Source organism: Streptomyces sp. NBC_00986 (genome assembly GCF_045162565.1).
In the GTDB taxonomy this organism is placed as follows: domain Bacteria; phylum Actinomycetota; class Actinomycetes; order Streptomycetales; family Streptomycetaceae; genus Streptomyces.
In genome coordinates this window covers 5,232,512-5,254,809 of the sequence record NZ_CP108733.1, presented here as the reverse complement: position 1 = coordinate 5,254,809, position 22,298 = coordinate 5,232,512, and the positions used below count along the sequence as shown (strand labels likewise).

Genomic DNA, 22,298 nt, shown 5'->3' with positions numbered 1-22,298 from the left:
CGTGATCGATATCAACGAGTCCGTGATGCAGGTCCTTCTGGCGTTCATCGTCGTCGGCCCGCTCCTCGGCGCCGTCACCGCCCTGCTGCCCGCCCCGCCCGGGCTGAAGGGGAAGTCGCCCGAACAGGCCGTCCTACGGCACGGAGTGACCGTGACCGGCGTGATCCTCATCGCCGCGATCGTCCTCGCGCTCGGCTTCGACCACGACCACCCGTCGAAGATGCAGGCCACGACCGACATCAGCTGGATCCCCGCACTCGACGTGCGCATCCACCTCGGCATCGACGGCATCTCCCTCCCCCTCCTGGTCCTGACCGCGCTCCTGACTTTCCTCTGCGCGCTCTACTCCTATTTCAAGATGCCCGCGGGCCCGTCCCCGAAGGCGTTCGTCGCCCTGATCCTCGTCCTGGAGTCCGGCACCCTCGCCACCTTCGCCGTCCTCGACCTGATCCTCTTCTTCCTCGCCTTCGAGACCGTCCTGATCCCGATGTACTTCCTCATCGCCCGCTGGGGCGGTGCCCAACGGACCCAGGCCGCCTGGAAGTTCATCCTCTTCACACTGCTCGGCTCCGTCGTCATGCTGCTCGGCCTGCTCCTGATCGGGATCAAGGCGGGCACATTCGACATGGTGGCACTCGCCACTGACAACGGCCGGTCTCTGACCACATCCGTGCAGGTCATCGCGGTTCTGGCGATCGGGATCGGGCTCGCGGTCAAGACCCCGATGTGGCCCCTGCACAGCTGGCTGCCCGACGCCCACACCGCCGCCCCGACCGTCGGCTCGGTCCTGCTGGCCGGCGTGCTGCTCAAGATGGGCACGTACGGGTTCGTCCGCATCCTGCTGCCGATCGCCCCCGACGGCATGCACACCTTCGCGCCCTACCTCGCCGCCTTCGCCGTCGTCGGGATCGTCTACGGCTCCCTCGCCTGCCTCGCCCTCGCGAAACGGGGCGCGAAGGGCGACCTCAAGCGCCTCATCGCGTACTCCTCCGTCGGCCACATGGGCTTCGTCCTGCTCGGCATCTCGACGATGACCCCGACCGGCGTGAACGGCGCGCTGTTCGCCAACATCGCCCACGGCCTCATCACCGGCCTGCTGTTCTTCCTCGTCGGCGCCCTCAAGGACCGCACGGGCACGACCGACCTCGACACCCTGGCCGAGGAGACCGGCGCGGCCCTCTACGGCAAGGCTCCGCGCCTCGGCGGACTGCTCGCCTTCGCCGCCGTCGCCTCGCTCGGACTGCCCGGACTCGCGGGATTCTGGGGCGAGATGCTCGCGCTGTTCGGCGCGTTCAAGCCCGCCGCCGACCTCAGCCGCCCCGCGTTCCTCACCTTCATGGCGATCGCGGCCTTCGGCACGCTTCTGACCGCCGCGTACATGCTCGCCGTGGTCCGCCGCGTCTGCATGGGCGCCGTGGCGCAGGAATCGCCGAAGCTCGCCGACGTCCAGACGTACGAGTTCGCCGCGTGGACCCCGCTCGTCGCCCTCACCGTCGCCGCCGGCCTGTGGCCGAAGGCACTCCTCGGCCTGACCGACCCGGCCGTGCAGCAGCTCCTCGCAGGAGGCACCCGATGAGCGCCCTGGCCCAGCCTCTCGCGGAGTCGATGGTCCAGTCCGTCGACTGGCTCGCGATCGCACCGCCCACCATCACGGCGGTCGTCGGCCTGGTGGTCCTCGTCGCCGACCTGTTCCTCCAGGAGGCCAGAAAATCGCTCCTGGGCTGGGTGTCGGTCGCGGGCCTGGCCTCCTCCGCCCTGATGCTGCTGCCCCTCCTGGACGGCGACCGCGCCACCTTCTGCATCACCGGCGACGCGACCGCCTGCAGTTATACGGCGGACCGCTTCACCCTGGTCATCCAGTTCCTGGTCCTCGGCGGCGCCCTGTTGGCGGCCCTCCTGTCGATCACCACCCTGAAGGACGCCGACAAGGGACTCCCCGAAGGGGAGTACTGGTTCCTGCTCCTGTCCTCGGCCGCGGGCGCCGCCCTGCTGCCCGCCTCCCGCGACCTCGCGACCCTGATCGTCGCCCTGGAGGTCGCCTCCCTGCCCGCCTTCGCCCTCGTCGGCATCCGGCACGGCGACAAGAAGTCCGCCGAAGCAGCCCTCAAGTTCTTCCTGTCCTCGGTCACCGCGACCGCGGTCAGCCTGATGGGCGTCAGCTTCGTGTACGCCACCACGGGCACCCTGTACCTCACCCGGATCGCCGACCGCATCCAGCACGTGGACGGCCAGTTCCACACCCTCGCCCAGACCGGTGTCGCCCTCACCCTCATCGGCTTCGCCTTCAAGACGGCCGCCGTCCCCTTCCACTTCTGGGTACCCGACACCTACGTAGGAGCGCCCCTCCCGATCGCCGCCTACTTGTCGGTCGTCGGCAAGGCGGTCGGCTTCTCCGGCCTGATCCTCGTCACCGTCGTCGCCTTCCCGTCGTACGCCGACGTGTGGGGCCCGGCACTCGCAGCCCTGGCCGCCCTCACCATGACGGTCGGCAACCTCGGCGCCCTGCGCCAACAGAGCACGCGCGCGTACAGCGCGGTACGACTCCTCGCCTGGTCCTCCGTCGGGCAGGCCGGCTACCTCCTGGTGCCGATCGCCGCCGCCGCGTACTCCAAGGACGCCCAGAAGTCGATCGGCTCCACCGTCGCCTACGCCCTCATGTACGCCGCCGTGAACCTAGGCGCCTTCGCGGTGGCCGCACTGGTGGGCCGTAGCAGAGCCCTCAACCGCATCAGCGACTACCGGGGCCTGTACGCGTCGAACCCGCTCGCCGCTCTGCTCCTGGCGTTCTTCCTACTGTGCCTCGCCGGGCTGCCGCCGGGTGTCATCGGGCTCTTCGCCAAGGTGACCGTCTTCTCGGCGGCCGTCGACGCGGGCCTGGGCTGGCTCGCGGTCGTCATGGCCGTCAACGTGGTGATCGCACTCTTCTACTACCTCCAGTGGACGGCCCTGCTGTTCCGCACCCCGGAGGGCGAGCACGCCAAGCACCGCGTCCCCGCGCCCCTCACCGCCGCGCTCGCCCTCACCGGCGCACTCGCAATCGCCCTCTCCGGAGCACCCCAGTTGGTCCTCCGGTTCGCCGGCACCGGACTCTTCTGAGCCACCGGCACATACCACCGTCCTCACCCGGACGGCCCACCCTCGACGTCGTACGCACAAGGGAACTAGAGCCCCCCGCCTGGCGTTGACCAGTACGGGAGGGTCCACTGGACGTGACACCACGACACCGGTGGCATCAGAGATCAGCAAGCAAAGGGTTCCCCTGCTGCACGATTTGGAGGGCGTACCGTGCACCGCCGGCACAACGGGCTCAGGACCGCAGTTCTCCTCGGGGGACTGTCCGCACTCATCATCGTCATCGGCAGCTTCTTCGGCCGCACGGGCCTCGTCGTAGCGGTCGTGATCGCGCTGGGCACGAACGCGTACGCGTACTGGAACAGCGACAAACTGGCGCTACGCGCGATGCGCGCCCGCCCGGTGAGCGAGTTCGAGGCCCCGGCCCTGTACCGGATGGTCCGCGACCTCTCCACCCAGGCCCGCCAGCCGATGCCGCGCCTGTACATCTCGCCCACGGAGGCCCCCAACGCCTTCGCGACGGGCCGCAACCCGCGCAACGCCGCCGTGTGCTGCACCGAAGGCATCCTGCGCATCCTGGACGAGCGCGAACTGCGGGGAGTCATCGGGCACGAACTCAGCCATGTCTACAACCGCGACATCCTGATCTCATCGGTCGCCGGCGCCCTCGCCTCGGTGATCATGTTCCTGGTCAACTTCGCCTGGCTGATCCCGATCGGCCGCTCGAACGACGACGACGGCCCCGGCATCCTGGGCATGCTGCTGATCATGATCCTGGGTCCTCTGGCAGCCAGCCTCATCCAGTTGGCCATCAGCCGCTCCAGGGAGTACGAGGCGGACGCGTCCGGCGCACAGCTCACCGGAGACCCCCTCGCCCTCGCGAGCGCGCTGCGCAAGCTCGACGCCGGCACCAAGCAGCTTCCGCTGCCCCCGGAGCCCCGCATCGAGACCGCGAGCCACATGATGATCGCGAACCCCTTCCGCCCGGGCCAGGGACTCTCCAAGATGTTCTCGACACACCCGCCGATGGCGGAGCGCATCGCCCGGCTCGAGAAGATGGCAGGTCGCCCTCAGTGAAAACCATCCTGAACGTCATTTGGCTCGTCCTGAGCGGCTTCTGGCTGTTCCTCGGGTACCTGTTCGCCGGCGCGCTGCTGTGCATCACGATCATCGGTATCCCGTTCGGCATCGCAGCCTTCCGTATCGGCGTCTACGCCCTGTGGCCCTTCGGGTACACGACGGTCGAGCGCCCCGACGCGGGCGCCCCCTCCTGCGTCGGCAACGTCCTGTGGCTGGTCCTCGCGGGCTGGTGGCTGGCCCTCGCGCACATCGTCACCGGCATCGCCATGTGCATCACGATCATCGGCATCCCGTTCGGTATCGCCAACTTCAAGCTGATCCCGGTCTCGCTGTTCCCCCTGGGCCGCGAAATCGTGCCCACGGACCAGCCGTTCGCCACTCGCTGACGGCGGGCAGCGGTGGGGGCGCCCAAGTACGTCCTGCTGTCGTACGACGAAGGTGCCGAGTCCAACGGTGAGCACGGTCACGAGGAGACCTGGGCCCTGTGCGAGGACGTCGCCGACCTCTTCGCCGACCCGCTCCCACTCGCGCGCGGGACGTACGAACTGCTCGGCTGCGCACCCGAGGGCGACCTGCGAACAACCCTCGCACGCGCGCGTGCCGACGGTTCGGCACCACTCGGCCTGCTCACCTTGGAGACCCTCGACAAGGCCGGCAGGGGAGAGGGCGAGTGGTGGCTGGAGGACGTACGCGTCATAGGCGACCGCCCATGCGCGTGTGACCTGTCTCTACGGGACATCACCGTCGAGGGCAGGCAGTCCGACGAAAACCCCTACGACTATCCGCAGTGCCCGCCCCTGTCCTCGGGCTACCGAATACGAGGCGCGGACGGCGAACTGTGGGGCGGCTGCCGGGACTTGGCCCATGTCCAGCAGGATCGGCCCGAACAACTGGAGCCTCCCCTGCGCCTGTTGGGCTGCTCCCCGCGCGGTGCGCTGCGGGTGGCACTGGACGGCGGGGAAGAAGACCTGGGGCACGTCAAGGTCGTGCGCATCGACTCGTCCGGCAGACCCGTACAGCCCGCAGCCGAGGGCGAGTTACGGGCCTGGATCCCGTCCGCGCGCGGCCCGGGCCTGGTCGACCTCACCCTTGACCCATGGTCGGAACGGCCACCGCTCGCGGCCCGCGAGGTGTGGGACCTGTGGGCCGAGGGCCACCCCGCCGAGCCCAACCGCTGGGCCGGTTGCGACGCCGAAGGCCGCCGATTCTGGCTCGACACGGCCCTGGCGAACCACACCCACACCTCCCCGGACCGTCCGCCGGGCACCACCTACCACCTCGACGGCAGCCACATCACCGACGTGCCGGGCTTCTTCTGCGCCCTGGGTGAGGCGGTGAACGGCCCCGCCGGATACTTCGGTTGGGGCCTGGACGCCTTGAACGACTGTCTGCGTGGCCGTTGGGGAGCAGCCCCGCCCTTCACCCTCGTCTGGCACGACGCCGCCGTAGCCCGCACCTGCCTCGGCGTCACTCCGCACACCGGCCGACGCCCGCCGACGTTCGAGGAGTTGCTCGCTTTCCTCGCCGAACGGCACATCGAAGTCAGGCTGGCCTGACCGTTCGTCACCGCACCGCACCGCACCGCACCGCACCGCACCGCACCGCACCGCACCGCACCGCACCGCACCGCATCGCACCGCACCGCACCGCACTGCACCGCACTGCACCGCACCGCACCACGCTCGCCACCCCCAGGCTCCCGACCAGCAGGTTCTCCACAACCGCCGGGTTGTCCACAGGCCGGCCCGATTGTCAGTTGCGCGCGGCACCATGAAGCCATGACCGAGAACGAGCAGCGACTGCTGACCCGGGTGGCCGCCGAGGCCCACAACACCCGCCCGCTGGGCTGGACTTCACTCCCCGCCCCCGTGGCCGAGGCCACGGTGACCCGCGCCGAGGCCGCCCTGGGTTTCCGCCTGCCCCAGCTGCTCGCGGCGCTCTACACGCGCATAGGAGACGGCGGATTCGGCCCGGAGTACGGCCTGTTGCCCCTCCTCGACAACCCGCCGACCGGCGAGCCCGCCGCCGTCACGCAGTACCTCGCCAACCGCGCGAGCGGACACCAGGACCCCGACCGGCCCTGGCCCGAGGGCGTCCTGCCGATATCCCACTGGGGCTGCGCGATGTACGCGTGCGTGGACTGCCGATCCTCGGAGGCCACGGTCCTCCTCTACGAGCCGAACGCCGACGAGGCCGACCGCGCGTGGTACGTCGACGCGCCCAGCCTCGCCGACTGGCTGCGTGCCTGGCTCGACGGCACGGGTTGGTACAAGGACTACGAAGGCGCCCCCGAACCGACCCCGTGGACCGACTTCCGCATCCGCACGAGGGCACAGGCCTCCTGAGCGGTCGTCGCAGGCCACCGATGCCTGCAACCACCACACGCATCCGTGACGTCCTGTTCATCGACACGGCGGAACATGCAGCGACAGGCCGTGCGCAAGGACCTACGAACACAGCCTGTCCGGGCGGAATTCACAGCTCCGGATCAGTGCAAGCACAGCGTGAGAGGGCAGGTTCACGGCATGGGCATCATCAGCTGGATCATCCTGGGACTGTTGGCCGGAGCCATCGCCAAGTTCCTGCTGCCGGGCCGCGACCCGGGCGGCTTCATCGGTACGACCATCATCGGCGTCGCGGGCGCGTTCATCGGCGGCTGGATCTCGGCCCGCTGGCTGGACCACCCGGTCGCCAAGAACTTCTACGACGGCGCCACGTGGGCCTCGGCGATAGGCGGCGCACTCGTCCTCCTGATCGTCTACCGCGTCCTGTTCGGCAACTCGCGCAGCTAGAGGCTGTCCGGCGGATTTTGCCGCAGCCGCAGCCGCAGCCGCAGCCGCAGGCATGCACATCTGCGGCGTTGCAGGCGCTCACCGGTGCCGGTCAGTCGCCGCCACCTTCCTGCGACTTGATCGGTCGGACAGGCCCTAGCGCACCCCATGCCGCAGCCGGCAGGCGAGAAGGGTGGGCACCGACGGGTGCCCACCCTTCCTCGTAATCCCCATACCCGCGCGCGGTGGGCGCAGGAGGCGCGGTTCTACCGGTAGTTCACGAACTGCAGCGCGAAGTCGAAGTCCTTGCCCTTGAGCAGGGCCTGCACGGCCTGGAGGTCGTCGCGGCTCTTGGAGCTGACCCGCAGTTCGTCGCCCTGCACCTGGGCCTTCACGCCCTTGGGACCCTCGTCGCGAATGATCTTCGCCACCTTCTTCGCGTTGTCCTGGGAGATGCCCTCCTCGATCGACGCGAAGATCTTGTACTCCTTGCCGGACAACTGCGGCTCACCGGCGTCCAGCGCCTTCAGCGAGATGCCGCGCTTGATCAGCTTGGACTGGAAGACGTCGAGGATCGCCTTGACCCGCTCCTCGGAGTTCGCCTCCATGAGGATCTTCTCGGCGGACCATGCGATCGACGCACCCACGCCCTTGAAGTCGTAGCGCTGCGAGATCTCCTTGGCGGCCTGGTTGAGGGCGTTGTCGACCTCCTGCCGCTCGACCTTCGAGACGATGTCGAAACTGGAGTCGGCCATGTCCTGTGGCTCCTTGTATCGGGGTGCGTATCGATGCGTGTCACTGCGTATCGGCGTGCGTCGGGGCAGCCGCCGAGCCCGGTGTAGGCCCCGGGCCGCATCCGCATAAGCCTAGCCACCCCCTCCCCTCCGAGCGCCGGTCAATCGGGTGGCGAAGCACCCCTGGGCATCGGGTATCGTTTACGTCGTTGCCACGAAGCACCGCCGAAAAGCGGTTCGAGAGGCAGCATCCCCGGCGGTGTGCCCGAGTGGCCAAAGGGAGCAGACTGTAAATCTGCCGGCTTAGCCTACCCAGGTTCGAACCCTGGCGCCGCCACATGATCGAAAGGGTCTGTGATCAGCAGCAATGCTGATCACAGACCCTTTCGTCGTTCCCGAGGTCTTCCCGAGACCTTCGCGAGGCTTTCCCGAGGCCTTCCAGAGGCGCCCCAGAGGCGTCCCCGCGGCCCCCATTCGCCCTGCCGCCAACCTTGACGTGCCCGTGCCACAGCCCTACTGTCGCGTCACCGTGTTCATGTTGAAACACAAAGTTCACACACATGAACACCCGCTCCGCCAACCGAGTCCACAGAGCAGACAGGAAGGCACCCCCCATGCGCATGCGTACGCTGCTCACCTCCCTGGCCACCGTCGTCGCCGTCACCGGCGGCCTCGCCCTCACGGCCCCCGTCGCGTCGGGCAGTACCGGCGCCGCCGGCGTCGTAGCCTCACCCCTGGCGGACCCCTCCGTCGCGCCCGGCGGGAACTTCGACCTGGGGGTGTGGCAGCTCCAGGAGCCGATCGGTTCCCCCGGCTCGCCCACGACGATCTCGTCGTCCCGGCTCCAGGGGGCCAACGGCTTCCAGGACTCGTACTTCTACACGGACACCCGTGACGGAGCGATGACCCTCTGGGCGCCGGAGAAGGGCGTCACCACCCCCAACTCGAACTACGCCCGCTCCGAACTGCGGGAGATGAACCGCAGCGGCAGCGCCGCCGACTGGTCGCTCAGTGGCACCCACACGATGAAGGCGACGCTGCGGGTCGTCTCCGTCACGTCGAACGTCTGCGTCGGCCAGATCCACCTCGGCACCGGCGGCACGTCCACCAAGCCGCTGCTGGAGCTGTACTACCGCTCCAGCGGCGACATCGTCCTCGGCACGGAGAACTCGCCCTCCGGCGGCCAGACCCTGCACACCGTGGGCAACGTGTCCGTCGGCAAGACGTGGAGCTACACGATCGGCGTCTCGGGCGGGAACACCATCAACCTGACGGTCAACGGGAGCACCACGCACTACGCCATCCCGTCGTCCTTCAACGCGTACAAGCAGTACTTCAAGGCCGGTTCGTACAACCAGTCGTCCTCCGACAGCACCACGAAGGGCGCCCGCGTCGCCTTCTACGGCCTCACCGTCGCCCACAGCTGAGCGCGCCCGAGCGAGCCTCGACAGCCGACCCGGCCTGCGGCGGGGCAGACTGATCCCATGTCGTCACGCCGCAGAAGCTGCCCCGAGTGCCGTCGTGAAATCGCCGTAGTGGCAGGCCGGTTCGCGCGCCACGACCCGCCCGGCGCCCGGGAGACCGGGGACCTCGTGTCGTGCCCCGGGTCCCGCCGCCAGGCGGAACTCGGGGCGGCACAGCCCGCGTTGGACGGCTACGTGGTTCCGGAGTTCCCCGGCCAGATGCCGCTCTTCTAGACGGCGGGGCACCATCCGGCAGGGAACCCCGTTCCCCAGGCCTTCAGTTCCCCGCCACCGACTTCACCGCCACCGACACCGGCGCGGACCCGCTGATCAGCTCCAGCGTCAGGCCGGCCGTCGCAGGGGTCTCCACCAACTCCGCGAGAACGGCGGCCACATCGTCCCGCGGGATCGAGCCGAGCCCGGTGTGGGCCTCCAGCCGGACCAGCCCGGTCCCGGCGTCGTTCGTGAGCGAACCGGGCCGCAGAATCGTCCAGTCCAGCGCGTCCAGGCCGCGTACATACGCGTCGGCCTCGCCCTTGGCCCGCAGATACACGTCGAAGACGCCGTCCCCGGAGTGCGTCGGATCCGCGCCCATCGAGGACACGACGACATGACGCCGTACACCCGCCAGGACCGCCGCGTCGGCGAACAGCACCGCCGAACCCCGGTCCACCGTGTCCTTGCGGGCCGTGCCGCTGTTCGGGCCCGCGCCCGCCGCGAAGACCGCCGCGTCCGCACCCCGCAGCAGCGCCGCGACCTCCTCGACCGAGGCCGACTCCAGGTCGAGCACGAGCGGTTCGGCGCCGGCCGCCCGTAGATCGTCGCTCTGTTCGGCGTTGCGGATGATGCCCGCGACCTCTTCACCGCGCGCGGTGAGCAGGCGCTCCAGCCGCAGCGCGATCTGACCATGACCCCCAGCGATGACAATGCGCATGCCTTCGACCGTACGCCCGGACGGCCGCACGCGCCGCATGACTTCAGCCGCGTCCCAGCGGCGCACACCCGCGGTGGACGCGCCGGGCGCGCGGACCCGAGCCGTGGCGCCTCAGGCGTACGCCCCGGCGCAGCGGTGGCCGCTCACGACAACTCGCCCCGTCCCTGCCGGGGCAGCCCCAACTCCGAGCCCGCCGCCGTGTTGCAGTACTCCCGCACCGCGCTCGTCCGTGCCACCACGCGCCCCCGGTGCACCACGATCCGGCTGTACGCCAGCGACAGCGCGCCCGCGAGCTGGTCGCCGCGCACCGCGAGCAGTTCGGCCGGAAATCCCGCCTCGACCCGCACCTCGGGCAGGCCGAGCGCCGCGCGTGCCGACGAACTCACCGTGTCGTAGGCGTCCTCGGGCCGCATCCCGTGGCGCGAGGCCAGCAGGTAGGCCGCCTCCAAGGGGTCCCCGCGGCCCACCGGGTTGGACACGTCACGCAGGGCGCCGCTGCCGGCGGCCACCTGGACGCCGGCCGTGCGCAGCAGCCGTACGGGAGCCGTGCCCCGGCGGTCGACGCCGCCGCAGCCGCCCTGCGGCAGGCAGACCACCGTGACGCCGGCGGCGGCCAGTTGGTCCGCGATCCGGGTGACCGTGTCCGCCGGCAGCCGCCCCAGGCCGCCGCACGGGCCGAGCGTTACCCCGGGGCGCATCCCGCCCGCGACCGCCGCCAGCCGGGCCAGGCGGGTGGGGTCGGCGGCGTCCGTGTGCAGGTCGACCGGGCAGCCGTGTTCGGACGCGACCTCCAGGACCGCCTCCACGTACCCCGTCGGATCGGGGTCCAGATCTGGACAACCGCCCACTACGGAGGCACCCATTTTCAGCGCGTCCCGCAGCATCGCGAGCCCGTCCGCCCCCGCCACCCCGGTCAGTAGCCGGGGCATCGCCACCGCCGTCAGCTCCGCCAGCCCCCGCAGCGCCCGCCGCGCCTGCAGTACGGCGGCCAGCGCGCTCAGCCCCTGAACGTCCCCCACGCGCACGTGTGCCCGCTGTGCCGTCGCACCGTGCCCGAGTTGCAGCAGCGCGGCCTCCGTGGCGCGGCGCTGGACGTCCTCGGGGGCGTAGGAGACCGGTCCGCCGTTCTCGGCCGACAGGGCGGTGTCACTGTGCGTGTGCGGCTCGGCCGGGGCCGGGAGGAGGAGATAGCCGCTGAGGTCCACGCGCGCGCCGCACGCGCGCGTGGCGTCCGTCGCCAGGCTGCCGGCCGTGCCGACCGCCTCGATGCGCCCGCCGCCCAGCCGTACGTCCACGGTCCGGCCGTCGGTCAGCCGGGCCCCGCACAGCAGGAGCGCGGCCGGGTCGGCCGGTCCCGACGAGCCTGAGGAACCCGACGGGCCGGACGACGAGTGGGACGGCTGGGGCTGGCTGTCGGGCATCGCGCTCCAGGGGCTCAGGGCTTCGCGGGCTCGGGGCTTCGGGGCTCAGGACTGGGGACTGCGCAAAGGGGCGCAAGATCACGCAGAGTGAGTCGAGCCTAGGGCGGTGATCCGCTCACGGCCGGGAGGAGCGCAATAGTCGTACCGGTGTGGTCCCCCATACGAGAGAGGCCCCTGAGGCCTCTGGGAGGCCCGTGGAAGCGGCTGGAGCGGGGCCGCGAAACGGATTTGGGCGAACGGTCGCCGAGCGTGTAATGTCTTCATCGCTCGCCCCAATAGCTCAGTCGGTAGAGCGTCTCCATGGTAAGGAGAAGGTCTACGGTTCGATTCCGTATTGGGGCTCTGGTGTGAAAGGTTCCCGTCGCGAGATGGGAACTGATCGCATCACAGCGGTGTAGCTCAGTCGGTAGAGCAAGCGGCTCATAATCGCTGTGTCACCGGTTCAAGTCCGGTCACCGCTACTGACAGTAGCCGATTGCGGGGTCGGTCCTTCGATCGGCTATTCTGTTATGCGTTCATAGTCCCATCCGTTCGTCAAGGAGCACTCCTGTGGCTGCCACCGACGTCCGCCCGAAGATCACGCTGGCCTGCGTGGAGTGCAAGGAGCGGAACTACATCACCAAGAAGAACCGGCGTAACAACCCGGACCGACTGGAGATGAAGAAGCACTGCCCGCGTTGCAATGCGCACACCGCGCACCGCGAAACGCGATAAGAATCAGGCTCGTACACGAGGCCGTCCCCGAAGTCTGGGGGCGGCCTCGCGTCGTTCTCCACCCAGCAGCAGGCCACACGGCAGCAGGAACATCAGGAGGTACGGGCCATGGCGCTCGACCAGTCCTTCGTGGGGCGGACCTACCCGCCCACCGACCCCTACGAGGTGGGCCGGGAGAAGATCCGTGAGTTCGCGGAGGCGGTGGGCGACGCCAACCCGGCGTACACGGACCCGGAGGTCGCCAAGGCGCTCGGTCACCCCGATGTGATCGCCCCGCCGACCTTCGTCTTCTCCATCACGTTCAAGGCGGCCGGACAGGTCGTCCAGGACCCGCAGCTCGGCCTCGACTACAGCCGCGTCGTGCACGGCGACCAGAAGTTCGTCTACGTCCGCCCCGTGCGCGCCGGCGACCGCCTCACGGTCACCTCCACGATCGAGGCGATCAAGTCGATGGCGGGCAACGACATCCTGGACATCCGCGGCGAGGTCCACGACGAGGTCGGCGAGCACGTCGTGACCGCCTGGACCAAGCTCGTGGCCCGCGCGGCGGAGGAGAACTGACATGACGGCGAAGATCGCGTACGACGACGTCGAGGTCGGCACCGAACTGCCGGCCCGGACCTTCCCCGTGACCCGCGCCGCCCTCGTCCAGTACGCGGGCGCCTCCGGGGACTTCAACCCGATCCACTGGAACGAGAAGTTCGCCAAGGAGGTCGGGCTCCCGGACGTCATCGCGCACGGCATGTTCACCATGGCCGAGGCGATCCGCGTGGTCACCGACTGGACCGGCGACCCGGGCGCGGTCGCCGAGTACGGCGTCCGCTTCACCAAGCCCGTCGTCGTCCCGAACGACGACCGGGGCGCGACCGTCGAGGTCAGCGCGAAGGTCGCCGCCAAGCTCGACGACAACACGGTCCGCGTGGACCTGGTGGCGATGAGTGCCGGGCAGAAGGTACTGGGGATGTCACGGGCGGTCGTACGACTGGCGTGAGCTGAGGTAAGGGGCGTCCGCCATTGCGGGTGCCCCTTACCTGTAGGTCGGCTGTCTGTGGGGCGGCCCGGGCCGATCCGGTGACTGGCGGTGACATCGGCGGCCCCGGAGCCGGCCCGTCCATGTGCCGTGCCCCACACCTCTTGACTTAGTTAGTGATTGAGTACTAACTTTCTCGCATGGTCAGGATGAGCGCAGAAGAGAGGCGCGAGAGCGTCGTCCGTGCGGCGATCACCGAGTTCGCGCAGCGGGGCTACTACGGGACCTCCACCGAGGCGATCGCCAAGCGGGTCGGTGTCTCGCAGCCGTATCTCTTCCGGCTCTTCCCGGGCAAGAAGGCGATGTTCGCGGCGGCCTCGCTGCGGTGTGTGGCGGACGTGTGCCAGGCGCTGGAGGGGGCGGCCGAGGGGCTGGAGGGTGAGGATGCCCTGCATGCCATGGCCGACGCCTACGTGCGGCTCATCACGGAGAATCCCGAGAAGCTCCAGATGCAGATGCAGACGTACATCACCGTGGCTGCCGCCGAGGCGGAGGGTGACCACGAGTTCGGTGATGTTGTGCGGAACGGCTGGATGAAGCTCTGGGAGATCGTGCATCTGCCGCTGGGGGCGGATGTCGAGGAGACCACGACCTTCATGGCGTACGGAATGCTGATCAACACCCTGGCGGCCATGGGTTTTCCGCCCGAGCACCGGGTCTGGGAAGGGTTGTACCCGGAGGCCCGTGTCACCGGTCGGCTGGAGAAGTCGTAGTGGTGGGCAAGGGGCGGATTCTGCGCCTCTTCATGCCCGGCAAAGTTAGTCATCAATAACTAATCATCGGTACGAGCACCCTTTGGGGGAGCGATGTCAGAGCCAACCGCACGTCGCGGGGGAATGGTCTGGGCCCTCGTCATCACCAGCGTCGCCGGATTCATGGCGGCCCTGGACAACCTGGTCGTCACCACCGCCCTGCCGTCCATCCGCAAGGACCTGGGGGGCGCGCTGGGCGACCTGGAATGGACCGTGAGCGCCTACACGCTCACCTTCGCCGTCCTGCTGATGTTCGGCGCGGCGCTCGGCGACCGGTTCGGCCGCCGCCGGCTCTTCCTCATCGGCATCACCGTCTTCACCGGCGCCTCCGCCGCCGCGGCCATGGCGCCCGGGATCAACTCCCTGATCGCGGCCCGCGCGGTCCAGGGCGTCGGCGCGGCGATCATGATGCCGCTGACGCTGACCCTGCTGACGGCGGCCGTGCCCGCTGCCAAGCGCGGGATGGCGTACGGCATATGGGGCGCGGTGAACGGACTCGCCGTCGCCTCAGGACCCCTCATCGGCGGCAGCCTCACCGAGCACATCTCCTGGCACTGGATCTTCTGGCTGAACGTCCCGCTCGGCCTGGCCCTGATCCCGCTCGCCCGCCTGCGCCTCTCCGAGTCCCACGGCACCGGCGCCCCGCTCGACTTCCCCGGCACCCTGCTCGCCAGCGGCGGCCTCTTCGGGATCGTCTACGGCCTGGTCCGCGGGCCCGCCGACGGCTGGACCAGCTCGCTCGTCCTCACCGGGCTGTTCGCGGGGAGCGCGCTGTTCGCCGGCTTCATCATCTACAGCGTCAACGCCAAGAACCCCATGCTCCCGATGCGGCTGTTCCGCTCCCGCGCCTTCTCCGGGATCAACGCGGCCAGCCTGTTGATGTTCCTCGGGATGTTCGGGTCGATCTTCCTGCTGAGCCAGTACATGCAGGGCGTCCTCGGCTACTCGCCCACCGAGGCGGGCCTGCGGATGCTCCCCTGGACCGGTATGCCGATGCTGGTCGCCCCCATCGCCGGCATCCTCTCCGACCGCATCGGCGGCCGCCCGGTCGTCGCCGCGGGCCTCTTCCTCCAGGCGGCCGGTCTCGCCTACATGTCCTACGTGGTCACCACCGACGTCTCCTACGGCGCCCAGCTGCCCGGCCTGATCCTCAGCGGCATCGGCATGGCCCTGTTCTTCGCGCCGGCCTCCAACCTGGTCATGTCCAGCGTCCGCCCCCAGGAGCAGGGCATCGCCTCCGGCGCCAACAACGCGCTCCGCGAGGTCGGCGGCGCCCTCGGCATCGCGATCATGGCGTCGATCTTCTCGGCCCAGGGCGGCTACCAGACCGCGCAGACCTTCGTCGACGGCCTGAAGCCCGCGCTGGTCACCGGGGCTGCGGTGGTCGCCCTCGCGGGAGTCGCGACCCTGCTGATCCCGACACGGCGGCGGGCGGCGGAACTGGAACTCGCGGCGACGTCTGAGTCGGCGGAGGCTTCGGACCCGGCCGGGGCTTCCGAGTCCGACTCGGTACTGGAGAACGCCGGTCGCTGATCGGGACACCTGTGCACGCACGCGTGGGGCCCTGCCGTTGCCCGTGGGGCCTCACGCGTGCGTGCGGGTTCGGTGGTGGGGTTTTGTGGGAGTGGGTGGCTGTGCTGTGCCGGGGAGCTTCACGCGCGCGTGGGCTTGCCGTCGTGGGTGAGGTTCCACGCGTGCGTCCGGCTTCGGTGGTGAGGCTCTACGGAGGTGTGCGTTCGGCTTCGCCGCGGGCGTCAGGCGGTGGTGGCCAAGGAGTTGGCTGCGCGGGGTGCGTGATCCGGGTCGAAGTGGGGGCTCGCGTCGGATGGGGCGCATCGTGCCGGGTGCTGTGCGGTGTCAGGCGCGTGTCACGCGGCGGATGTGCTGCCGGACGCCTGCTCGGCGGATGAGGTGCCCTGTACCGGATGAACCCCCCCACGAAATGACCAGCCACACCCCGCCACCCCCAGACTTGTCAGTCCCGTCTCGTAGTCTTGGCCACGTGCAGGAACTCCACGACGCTCCCCTCGCCCCCCTCACCACCTTCCGGTTGGGCGGTCCCGCGACGCGGTTGATCACCGCGGCCACCGACGCCGAGGTGATCGACGTCGTGCGCGCGGCCGATGACGCCGGGACGCCGTTGCTGGTCGTCGGAGGTGGGTCGAACCTCGTCATCGGGGACAAGGGGTTCGAGGGGACCGCCCTGCGGATCGCCACCCGCGGCTTCGAACTCGACGGTACGCGGCTGGAGTTGGCGGCCGGTGAGGTGTGGACCGACGCCGTCGCCAGCACCGTGGAGGCCGGTCTCGCCGGGGTCGAGTGCCTCGCCGGGATTCCCGGGTCGGCCGGTGCGACCCCGATCCAGAACGTGGGGGCGTACGGCCAGGAGGTCTCCGCCACCATCACCGAGGTCGTCGCCTACGACCGCACCACCCGTGAGACGGTCACCCTCACCAACGAGGAGTGCGCCTTCTCCTACCGGCACAGCCGGTTCAAGGCCGAGCCCGAGCGGTATGTCGTGCTCCGCGTCCGCTTCGAACTGGAGGACGCGGACGGGCTGTCGGCGCCCGTGAAGTACGCCGAGACGGCCCGCGTCCTCGGGGTCGAACCCGGTGATCGGGTGCCGTTGGCGCAGGCCCGGGAGACCGTTCTCGCGTTGCGTGCCGGGAAGGGCATGGTTCTCGATCCCGAGGACCATGACACCTGGTCGGCCGGTTCGTTCTTCACCAACCCGATCCTCACCGACGCGCAGTTCGCCGCGTTCCACGCGCGCGTGGAGGAGCGTCTCGGGGAGGGCGTGGAGCCGCCCGCGTACCCGGCGGGGGAGGGACACACCAAGACCTCCGCCGCCTGGCTGATCGACAAGGCCGGCTTCACCAAGGGATACGGCAAAGGGCCCGCCCGGATCTCCACCAAGCACACCCTCGCCCTCACCAACCGGGGCGAGGCGACCACGGCCGACCTGCTCGCCCTCGCGCGCGAGGTCGTCGCCGGGGTTCACGACACCTTCGGGGTCACGCTCGTCAACGAACCGGTCACCGTCGGCGTCAGCCTCTGACACCGCCCTCCGGAGGGCCTCAATAGGCCAGCCCCACCCCCTGCTTCACCGTCCCGGGGTCGTCGGTCATCGCCAGCATCGCGTGGGCGACATCGGCCCGGCCGATGAACCGGCCTTTGTCCGGGAAGCCGCCCACGACCGTGCGATACGTGCCGGTCACCGGCTTGTTCTGCAGGCGTGGCGGGCGGACGCTCGTCCAGTCCGTGGCGCCGGCGGCGAGGGCCGCCTCCATCTCCCGCAGGTCGTCGTAGACGTCCTTCAGGAGGGCCGAGATCAGCCCGCGCGCGGTGCGGTCCAGGAGCCCGGCGCCCTCCGGGTCCGGGCCGATCGGACCGGCGCTCACCACCAGCACGCGGCGCACCCCCTCCGCCTCCATGGCCGCCAGGACCGTCTGCGTGAGCCGGGTCGCGATCCCGGCGTCCTTGCGGCTGCGCGCCCCGAGCCCGGACAGCACCGCGTCCCGGCCCGCGACCGCCGGGCGTACCGCCTCCGGGTCGGTGAGGTCCGCGCGGAACACCTCCAGGCCCGCGCCCCGCACGGTCAGCCGCGCCGGGTCCCGTACGACCGCCGTGACCTCGTGGCCCGAGGCCAGCGCCTGGCGGACGATCTCCTGGCCGATGCCTCCCGTGGCACCGAAAACGGTGAGCTTCATGGCGCACTCCTGCCCCTGAACTAGGTGGGTGAGTGTTTACTCACCCCTGCCTCCCTCTAGAGTGGGTAAGTACTCACCCACCGGTCAAGCCCGAACGGACCGGCCATGAAATCCTTGGGCCCCATGCAGCAGAAACAGGCCGCCGAGCCCGCCGCGCAGAAACCCGCCCGGGTCCGCATCCTCGATGCCGCCCACGCGTTGATGCTCACCGTCGGCCTGGCCAAGGCGACCACCAAGGAGATCGCGAAGGCCGCGGGCTGTTCCGAAGCTGCCCTCTACAAGTACTTCGCGAGCAAGGAGGAGCTGTTCATCCGCGTCCTCACGGAACGGCTGCCCCAGCTGACCCCGCTGCTGCGCAGTCTCGCCGCCGAGCCCGGCCGGCACTCCCTGGAGGGCAACCTCACCGAGATCGCCCGCCAGGCGGCCCTCTTCTACGAGCAGAGCTTCCCGATCGCGGCCTCCCTGTACGCCGAGACCCAGCTCAAGCGCCGCCACGACGAGGCACTGCGCCGGCTCGGCTCCGGCCCCCACAAGCCGATCGAGGCCCTGGACGCCTATCTGCGCGCCGAACAGGCCGTCGGCCGCGTCCGCCCCGACGCGGACACCTTCGCGGCCGCGTCCCTCCTCCTGGGCGCCTGCGCACAGCGCGCGTTCGCCTACGAGGCCGCGGGGGCCGGCGTACGACCGCCCGTGGACGAGTTCGCGCCACGCCTGGCCCGGACGCTGCTGGGTGGAATCTCCGTTGCCGAGGACCCCTCCTGACCGGGACCCTTGTCCCATGAGGCATCCCATATGGAGCTGAGACTCCGTCAGTTCAGACCTCGGTTCGGCCCGCACGAACACCGGGTCGTCCAGCCCGGGCAACCCCTGCGCCACACCTCACTGCGCGACCCGGCGCCGTTCGGGATGCTCATGGGGGACCACGACGGGCTGAGTCGGCTGGCTGGGCTGTTCTCGTTCGCCGCGTACTCCCGGCACACCATCGTGCACATCCCGCTGCGGGACGGCGTGCTGCCCGACGAGGGGTGCGGGGAGCTGGTCGATCTGGTGGTGGCCCACCAGGAGGCGGGGCTACGGCCCTCCAAGTGGCCCGAGCTGCGGCGGTCGCTCGGGCGTGGGTCGCCGCTCACCGTGCGCACGGACGAGGCCCGTACCGAGCGGCACGCGCGCGCGTGGGAGGAGCGGCCGTACGCCCGTGGGCAGTTGCGGCACAGCACGCACGCGCGTACGTACTTCCTCATCGGTGACCGTGACGTCCTCGCCACCGCCGCCGGCCACTTCGCCTACGCGGCCGGCTGGGGGCCGCGGGAGAAGCGGGTCGTCAAAGGGCACTCGGCCTATGTGACCTCCTTGAGCGGCGAACTGCTTCCCTACCCGCACGGCTCGCGCTGCCCCGAGGTCGCGATCTGTTTCAAGCCGTATCCGCCCTACGCGCACTTCAAGCGACCGGGGCACTGAGCCAGTCGTCGATGCCGGACAGGAGCTTCGTCTTCATGTCCTCCGGGGCCGCCGATCCCCGTACCGACTGCCGGGCCAGTTCGGCCAGTTCGCGGTCCGAGAAGCCGTGGTACCGGCGGGCGATCTCGTACTGGGCCGCCAGTCGGGAGCCGAACAGGAGCGGGTCGTCGGCGCCGAGCGCGAGCGGGACACCGGCCTCGAAGAGAGTCCGTAGGGGCACGTCCTCGGGCTTCTCGTAGACGCCCAGGGCCACGTTCGACGCGGGGCACACCTCGCAGGTGATGCCGCGGTCGGCGAGCCGCTTCAGGAGCCGCGGGTCCTCCGCCGCGCGCACCCCGTGGCCGATCCGGGTCGCGTGCAGGTCGTCCAGGCAGTCCCGCACCGAGGCCGGGCCCGCCAGCTCGCCGCCGTGCGGCGCGGACAGCAGGCCGCCCTCCTGGGCGATCGCGAAGGCCCGGTCGAAGTCCCGTGCCATTCCCCGGCGTTCGTCGTTCGAGAGGCCGAAACCGACCACTCCGTGGTCCGCGTACCGCACGGCCAGCCGGGCCAGCGTGCGGGCGTCCAGCGGGTGCTTCATCCGGTTCGCGGCCACCAGGACCCGCATCCCGAGCCCGGTCTCGCGGGAGGTCGTCTCCACCGCGTCCAGAATGACCTCGAGGGCCGGGATCAGCCCGCCCAGGCGCGGTGCGTACGACGTCGGGTCCACCTGGATCTCCAGCCAGCCCGAGCCGTCCCTGACGTCCTCCTCGGCGGCCTCGCGCACCAGCCGCTGGATGTCCTCGGGCTCCCGCAGACACGACCGCGCCGCGTCGTACAGCCGCTGGAAACGGAACCAGCCCCGCTCGTCCGTCGCCCGCAGCTTCGGCGGCTCCCCGCTGGTCAGCGCCTCGGTCAGGGCGTCGGGCAGTCGTACGCCGTACTTGTCGGCGAGCTCCAGCACGGTGGTCGGCCGCATCGACCCGGTGAAGTGCAGGTGCAGATGGGCTTTCGGCAGTTCAGAGACATCACGTACACGCTCCATCTGGGAATCCTGCCGTACGTTTCCGCCGTCCCGGTACCACTTTCCTCGATCGTGGTCTTGCTCGCACAAAGCAGCGGGCCGCCTCCCCGGAGGGGAAACGGCCCGCACGCACGCGTGGAGGTACGAAAACTCAGTCCTTGGCCTCCGCCAGCAGCTTCTGGATACGGCTGACGCCCTCGACGAGGTCCTCGTCACCCAGGGCGTACGACAGTCGCAGGTAACCGGGGGTCCCGAAGGCCTCGCCCGGGACGACCGCGACCTCGGCCTCCTCCAGGATCAGCGCGGCCAGCTCGACCGAGTCCTGCGGGCGCTTGCCGCGGATCTCCTTGCCGAGCAGCGCCTTGACCGTCGGGTAGACGTAGAACGCGCCCTCGGGCTCCGGGCAGAGCACGCCGTCGATCTCGTTGAGCATCCGCACGATCGTCTTGCGGCGGCGGTCGAAGGCCTCGCCCATCTTCGCGACGGCGTCCAGGTTGCCGGAGACGGCGGCCAGCGCGGCGACCTGCGCCACGTTCGAGACGTTCGAGGTGGCGTGCGACTGGAGGTTTGTCGCGGCCTTGACGACGTCCTTCGGGCCGATGATCCAGCCCACCCGCCAGCCGGTCATGGCGTACGTCTTGGCGACGCCGTTGACCACGATGCACTTGTCGCGCAACTCCGGGAGGATCGCGGGCAGCGAGGTGAACTTGGCGTCGCCGTAGACCAGGTGCTCGTAGATCTCGTCCGTCATGACCCACAGGCCGTGCTCGACGGCCCAGCGGCCGATCGCCTCGGCCTCGGCCTCGCTGTAGACGGCGCCGGTCGGGTTGGACGGCGAGACGAAGAGGACGACCTTGGTGTTCTCGGTGCGGGCCGCCTCCAGCTGCTCGACGGTGACGCGGTACCCGGTCGTCTCGTCGGCGACGACGTCCACGGGGACACCGCCCGCGAGACGGATCGACTCCGGGTACGTCGTCCAGTACGGCGCCGGGACGATGACCTCGTCGCCCGGGTCGAGGATCGCGGCGAAGGCCTCGTAGATGGCCTGCTTGCCGCCGTTGGTGACGAGGATCTGCGAGGCGTCCACCTCGTAGCCCGAATCGCGCAGCGTCTTCGCGGCGATCGCGGCCTTCAGCTCCGGGAGACCGCCGGCCGGGGTGTAGCGGTGGTACTTCGGGTTCGAGCAGGCCTCGATGGCGGCCTGGACGACGTAGTCCGGAGTCGGGAAGTCCGGTTCACCCGCGCCGAAGCCGATCACCGGACGTCCGGCGGCCTTGAGGGCCTTGGCCTTGGCGTCCACGGCGAGGGTGGCGGACTCGGAGATCGCGCCGACTCGGGCGGAGACCCGGCGCTCGGTGGGAGGGGTTGAGGCGCTCATGGGGCCCATCGTTTCAGACCGGAAACCCGCCCGGCACACCGGTTTCACAGACTGAACAGGATCGGGCGAGCGTGGAACAACCGTCCGGATTCCCGCCCCGGCCTGGGCGATCTTCCTCCGGCAATCCCCGTACAGGCACTTTCTGTTCGACGACCGGCCCCGGAGCACGTACACTCCTAGCTCGTTGGCCTTCAACAGCCGCGCCCTATCAGGTGCACACCGAGCACCCGGGCGGATGCGGTACGTTGGGGACGTCACAAAGGGTCGTAGCTCAATTGGTAGAGCACCGGTCTCCAAAACCGGCGGTTGGGGGTTCAAGTCCCTCCGGCCCTGCTACACACACCTTCACCAGGATGTGTGCGCAGCGCATGTACGTACAGCAATGCACCGCCGTGCGGCTCAGACCGGGCGCGGCACGGCCACGACCCGGGAACAGGTGAGGATGAATGGCGGACGCCGTGGGCTCCATCGACATGCCTGATGCCCAGGACGAGGTGTCGGAGTCCAAGAAGAAGGCCCGCAAGGGTGGCAAGCGCGCCAAGAAGGGCCCGCTGAAGCGCCTCGGCATCTTCTACCGCCAGATCGTCGCGGAGCTCCGCAAGGTCGTCTGGCCGACGCGCAACCAGCTGACGACGTACACGACGGTTGTCATCGTCTTCGTCGTCATCATGATCGGTCTCGTGACCGTGATTGACTATGGACTCAATCACGCCGCGAAGTACGTCTTCGGCTGAGGCCGGAAGCGAAGGGCGCCCTGACCGGCGCCCCTTTCGCGTGTTCC

At 69.7% G+C, this 22,298-nt stretch carries 24 protein-coding genes and 4 tRNA genes; 22 read left to right on the top strand and 6 right to left on the bottom strand.

Annotated elements, in window-relative coordinates; translation table 11 throughout:
* Position 1: 1 nt before the first annotated feature.
* The 7 genes from OG504_RS23095 to OG504_RS23065 all read left to right on the top strand — a co-directional run bounded on the left by OG504_RS23095 (position 2) and on the right by OG504_RS23065 (position 6,944).
* On the top strand, positions 2–1,576 hold the full coding sequence (locus tag OG504_RS23095) for a NuoM family protein (protein WP_405991514.1): 1,575 nt from the start codon (positions 2–4) through the stop codon (positions 1,574–1,576).
* Positions 1,573–3,096: an NADH-quinone oxidoreductase subunit N gene (locus tag OG504_RS23090; protein ID WP_405991513.1), complete on the top strand. Its 1,524-nt coding sequence runs from the start codon at positions 1,573–1,575 to the stop codon at positions 3,094–3,096. The genes OG504_RS23095 and OG504_RS23090 overlap by 4 nt, the downstream gene beginning before the upstream one ends.
* Positions 3,097–3,285: 189 nt before the next feature.
* On the top strand, positions 3,286–4,149 hold the full coding sequence (gene htpX, locus OG504_RS23085; RefSeq protein WP_033282557.1) for a zinc metalloprotease HtpX: 864 nt from the start codon (positions 3,286–3,288) through the stop codon (positions 4,147–4,149).
* A complete protein-coding gene (locus tag OG504_RS23080; RefSeq protein WP_405991512.1) occupies positions 4,146–4,538 on the top strand; it encodes a YccF domain-containing protein in 393 nt (130 codons plus the stop codon). The genes htpX and OG504_RS23080 overlap by 4 nt, the downstream gene beginning before the upstream one ends.
* A gap of 12 nt (positions 4,539–4,550) precedes the next feature.
* The gene (locus OG504_RS23075; protein WP_405991511.1) at positions 4,551–5,708 is read left to right on the top strand and encodes a barstar family protein; all 1,158 of its coding nucleotides are present in this window, start codon (positions 4,551–4,553) and stop codon (positions 5,706–5,708) included.
* 222 nt (positions 5,709–5,930) lie between these two features.
* Positions 5,931–6,497: an SMI1/KNR4 family protein gene (locus OG504_RS23070; RefSeq protein WP_405991510.1), complete on the top strand. Its 567-nt coding sequence runs from the start codon at positions 5,931–5,933 to the stop codon at positions 6,495–6,497.
* Between the two features lie 180 nt (positions 6,498–6,677).
* Positions 6,678–6,944 carry a GlsB/YeaQ/YmgE family stress response membrane protein gene (locus OG504_RS23065; RefSeq protein WP_405991509.1) on the top strand — a complete coding sequence of 89 codons (267 nt, stop codon included), beginning with the start codon at positions 6,678–6,680 and terminating at the stop codon, positions 6,942–6,944.
* 245 nt (positions 6,945–7,189) lie between these two features.
* Here OG504_RS23065 and OG504_RS23060 read toward each other — a convergent pair whose 3' ends face one another.
* Positions 7,190–7,678 (bottom strand): YajQ family cyclic di-GMP-binding protein, encoded by a 489-nt coding sequence (locus OG504_RS23060; protein WP_033282561.1) that lies wholly within the window; start codon positions 7,676–7,678, stop codon positions 7,190–7,192.
* Between the two features lie 234 nt (positions 7,679–7,912).
* On the opposite strand from OG504_RS23060, the gene OG504_RS23055 reads away from it, so the two are divergent.
* The 3 genes from OG504_RS23055 to OG504_RS23045 all read left to right on the top strand — a co-directional run bounded on the left by OG504_RS23055 (position 7,913) and on the right by OG504_RS23045 (position 9,354).
* Positions 7,913–7,994, top strand: a tRNA-Tyr gene (locus tag OG504_RS23055).
* 277 nt (positions 7,995–8,271) lie between these two features.
* Positions 8,272–9,084, top strand: coding sequence for a polysaccharide lyase family 7 protein (locus tag OG504_RS23050; RefSeq protein ID WP_405991508.1), 813 nt, complete (start codon positions 8,272–8,274; stop codon positions 9,082–9,084).
* A 57-nt stretch (positions 9,085–9,141) separates the two neighbouring features.
* On the top strand, positions 9,142–9,354 hold the full coding sequence (locus tag OG504_RS23045; RefSeq protein ID WP_033282563.1) for a hypothetical protein: 213 nt from the start codon (positions 9,142–9,144) through the stop codon (positions 9,352–9,354).
* A 43-nt stretch (positions 9,355–9,397) separates the two neighbouring features.
* Here the strand turns inward: OG504_RS23045 and OG504_RS23040 are convergent, their stop codons facing one another.
* Positions 9,398–10,054, bottom strand: a complete 657-nt coding sequence (locus OG504_RS23040) for an NAD(P)H-binding protein (RefSeq protein ID WP_405991507.1) — start codon at positions 10,052–10,054, stop codon at positions 9,398–9,400.
* Between the two features lie 143 nt (positions 10,055–10,197).
* Positions 10,198–11,475: an amidohydrolase family protein gene (locus OG504_RS23035; RefSeq protein WP_405991506.1), complete on the bottom strand. Its 1,278-nt coding sequence runs from the start codon at positions 11,473–11,475 to the stop codon at positions 10,198–10,200.
* Between the two features lie 269 nt (positions 11,476–11,744).
* On the opposite strand from OG504_RS23035, the gene OG504_RS23030 reads away from it, so the two are divergent.
* From OG504_RS23030 to OG504_RS22995, 8 genes are all read left to right on the top strand, one after another.
* Positions 11,745–11,817, top strand: a tRNA-Thr gene (locus OG504_RS23030).
* 46 nt (positions 11,818–11,863) lie between these two features.
* Positions 11,864–11,936 (top strand) — tRNA-Met (locus OG504_RS23025).
* An 88-nt stretch (positions 11,937–12,024) separates the two neighbouring features.
* Positions 12,025–12,189 (top strand): 50S ribosomal protein L33, encoded by a 165-nt coding sequence (rpmG, locus tag OG504_RS23020; RefSeq protein WP_003948671.1) that lies wholly within the window; start codon positions 12,025–12,027, stop codon positions 12,187–12,189.
* Positions 12,190–12,297: 108 nt separating this feature from the next.
* Positions 12,298–12,750 (top strand): MaoC family dehydratase N-terminal domain-containing protein, encoded by a 453-nt coding sequence (locus OG504_RS23015; RefSeq protein WP_405991505.1) that lies wholly within the window; start codon positions 12,298–12,300, stop codon positions 12,748–12,750.
* A 1-nt stretch (position 12,751) separates the two neighbouring features.
* The gene (locus OG504_RS23010; protein ID WP_405991504.1) at positions 12,752–13,180 is read left to right on the top strand and encodes a MaoC family dehydratase; all 429 of its coding nucleotides are present in this window, start codon (positions 12,752–12,754) and stop codon (positions 13,178–13,180) included.
* 179 nt (positions 13,181–13,359) lie between these two features.
* Positions 13,360–13,932, top strand: coding sequence for a TetR/AcrR family transcriptional regulator (locus OG504_RS23005; protein ID WP_405991503.1), 573 nt, complete (start codon positions 13,360–13,362; stop codon positions 13,930–13,932).
* A 93-nt stretch (positions 13,933–14,025) separates the two neighbouring features.
* Complete coding sequence (locus tag OG504_RS23000) at positions 14,026–15,504, top strand: DHA2 family efflux MFS transporter permease subunit (protein WP_405991502.1); 1,479 nt, start codon at positions 14,026–14,028, stop codon at positions 15,502–15,504.
* Between the two features lie 469 nt (positions 15,505–15,973).
* Entirely contained in the window at positions 15,974–17,029 is a 1,056-nt protein-coding gene (locus OG504_RS22995) for a UDP-N-acetylmuramate dehydrogenase (protein ID WP_405991501.1), read from the top strand.
* 19 nt (positions 17,030–17,048) lie between these two features.
* On the opposite strand, the gene OG504_RS22990 is transcribed toward OG504_RS22995, so the two are convergent.
* Complete coding sequence (locus tag OG504_RS22990; protein ID WP_405991500.1) at positions 17,049–17,681, bottom strand: NAD(P)-dependent oxidoreductase; 633 nt, start codon at positions 17,679–17,681, stop codon at positions 17,049–17,051.
* A gap of 123 nt (positions 17,682–17,804) precedes the next feature.
* Here OG504_RS22990 and OG504_RS22985 point away from each other — a divergent pair, with 123 nt between their 5' ends.
* Both OG504_RS22985 and OG504_RS22980 read left to right on the top strand, forming a co-directional pair.
* Positions 17,805–18,443 carry a TetR/AcrR family transcriptional regulator gene (locus OG504_RS22985; protein WP_405991499.1) on the top strand — a complete coding sequence of 213 codons (639 nt, stop codon included), beginning with the start codon at positions 17,805–17,807 and terminating at the stop codon, positions 18,441–18,443.
* A gap of 30 nt (positions 18,444–18,473) precedes the next feature.
* The gene (locus OG504_RS22980) at positions 18,474–19,139 is read left to right on the top strand and encodes a hypothetical protein (RefSeq protein WP_405991498.1); all 666 of its coding nucleotides are present in this window, start codon (positions 18,474–18,476) and stop codon (positions 19,137–19,139) included.
* Here the strand turns inward: OG504_RS22980 and OG504_RS22975 are convergent.
* Together OG504_RS22975 and OG504_RS22970 are read right to left on the bottom strand one after the other, a co-directional pair.
* Positions 19,120–20,160, bottom strand: coding sequence for an adenosine deaminase (locus tag OG504_RS22975; protein ID WP_405991497.1), 1,041 nt, complete (start codon positions 20,158–20,160; stop codon positions 19,120–19,122). The genes OG504_RS22980 and OG504_RS22975 overlap by 20 nt on opposite strands.
* A gap of 130 nt (positions 20,161–20,290) precedes the next feature.
* On the bottom strand, positions 20,291–21,517 hold the full coding sequence (locus OG504_RS22970; RefSeq protein ID WP_033279974.1) for a pyridoxal phosphate-dependent aminotransferase: 1,227 nt from the start codon (positions 21,515–21,517) through the stop codon (positions 20,291–20,293).
* Positions 21,518–21,777: 260 nt separating this feature from the next.
* On the opposite strand from OG504_RS22970, the gene OG504_RS22965 reads away from it, so the two are divergent.
* Both OG504_RS22965 and secE read left to right on the top strand, forming a co-directional pair.
* Positions 21,778–21,850: transfer RNA gene (locus OG504_RS22965), tRNA-Trp, on the top strand.
* Between the two features lie 113 nt (positions 21,851–21,963).
* Positions 21,964–22,251 carry a preprotein translocase subunit SecE gene (gene secE / locus OG504_RS22960; protein WP_019055477.1) on the top strand — a complete coding sequence of 96 codons (288 nt, stop codon included), beginning with the start codon at positions 21,964–21,966 and terminating at the stop codon, positions 22,249–22,251.
* Positions 22,252–22,298: the final 47 nt, after the last annotated feature.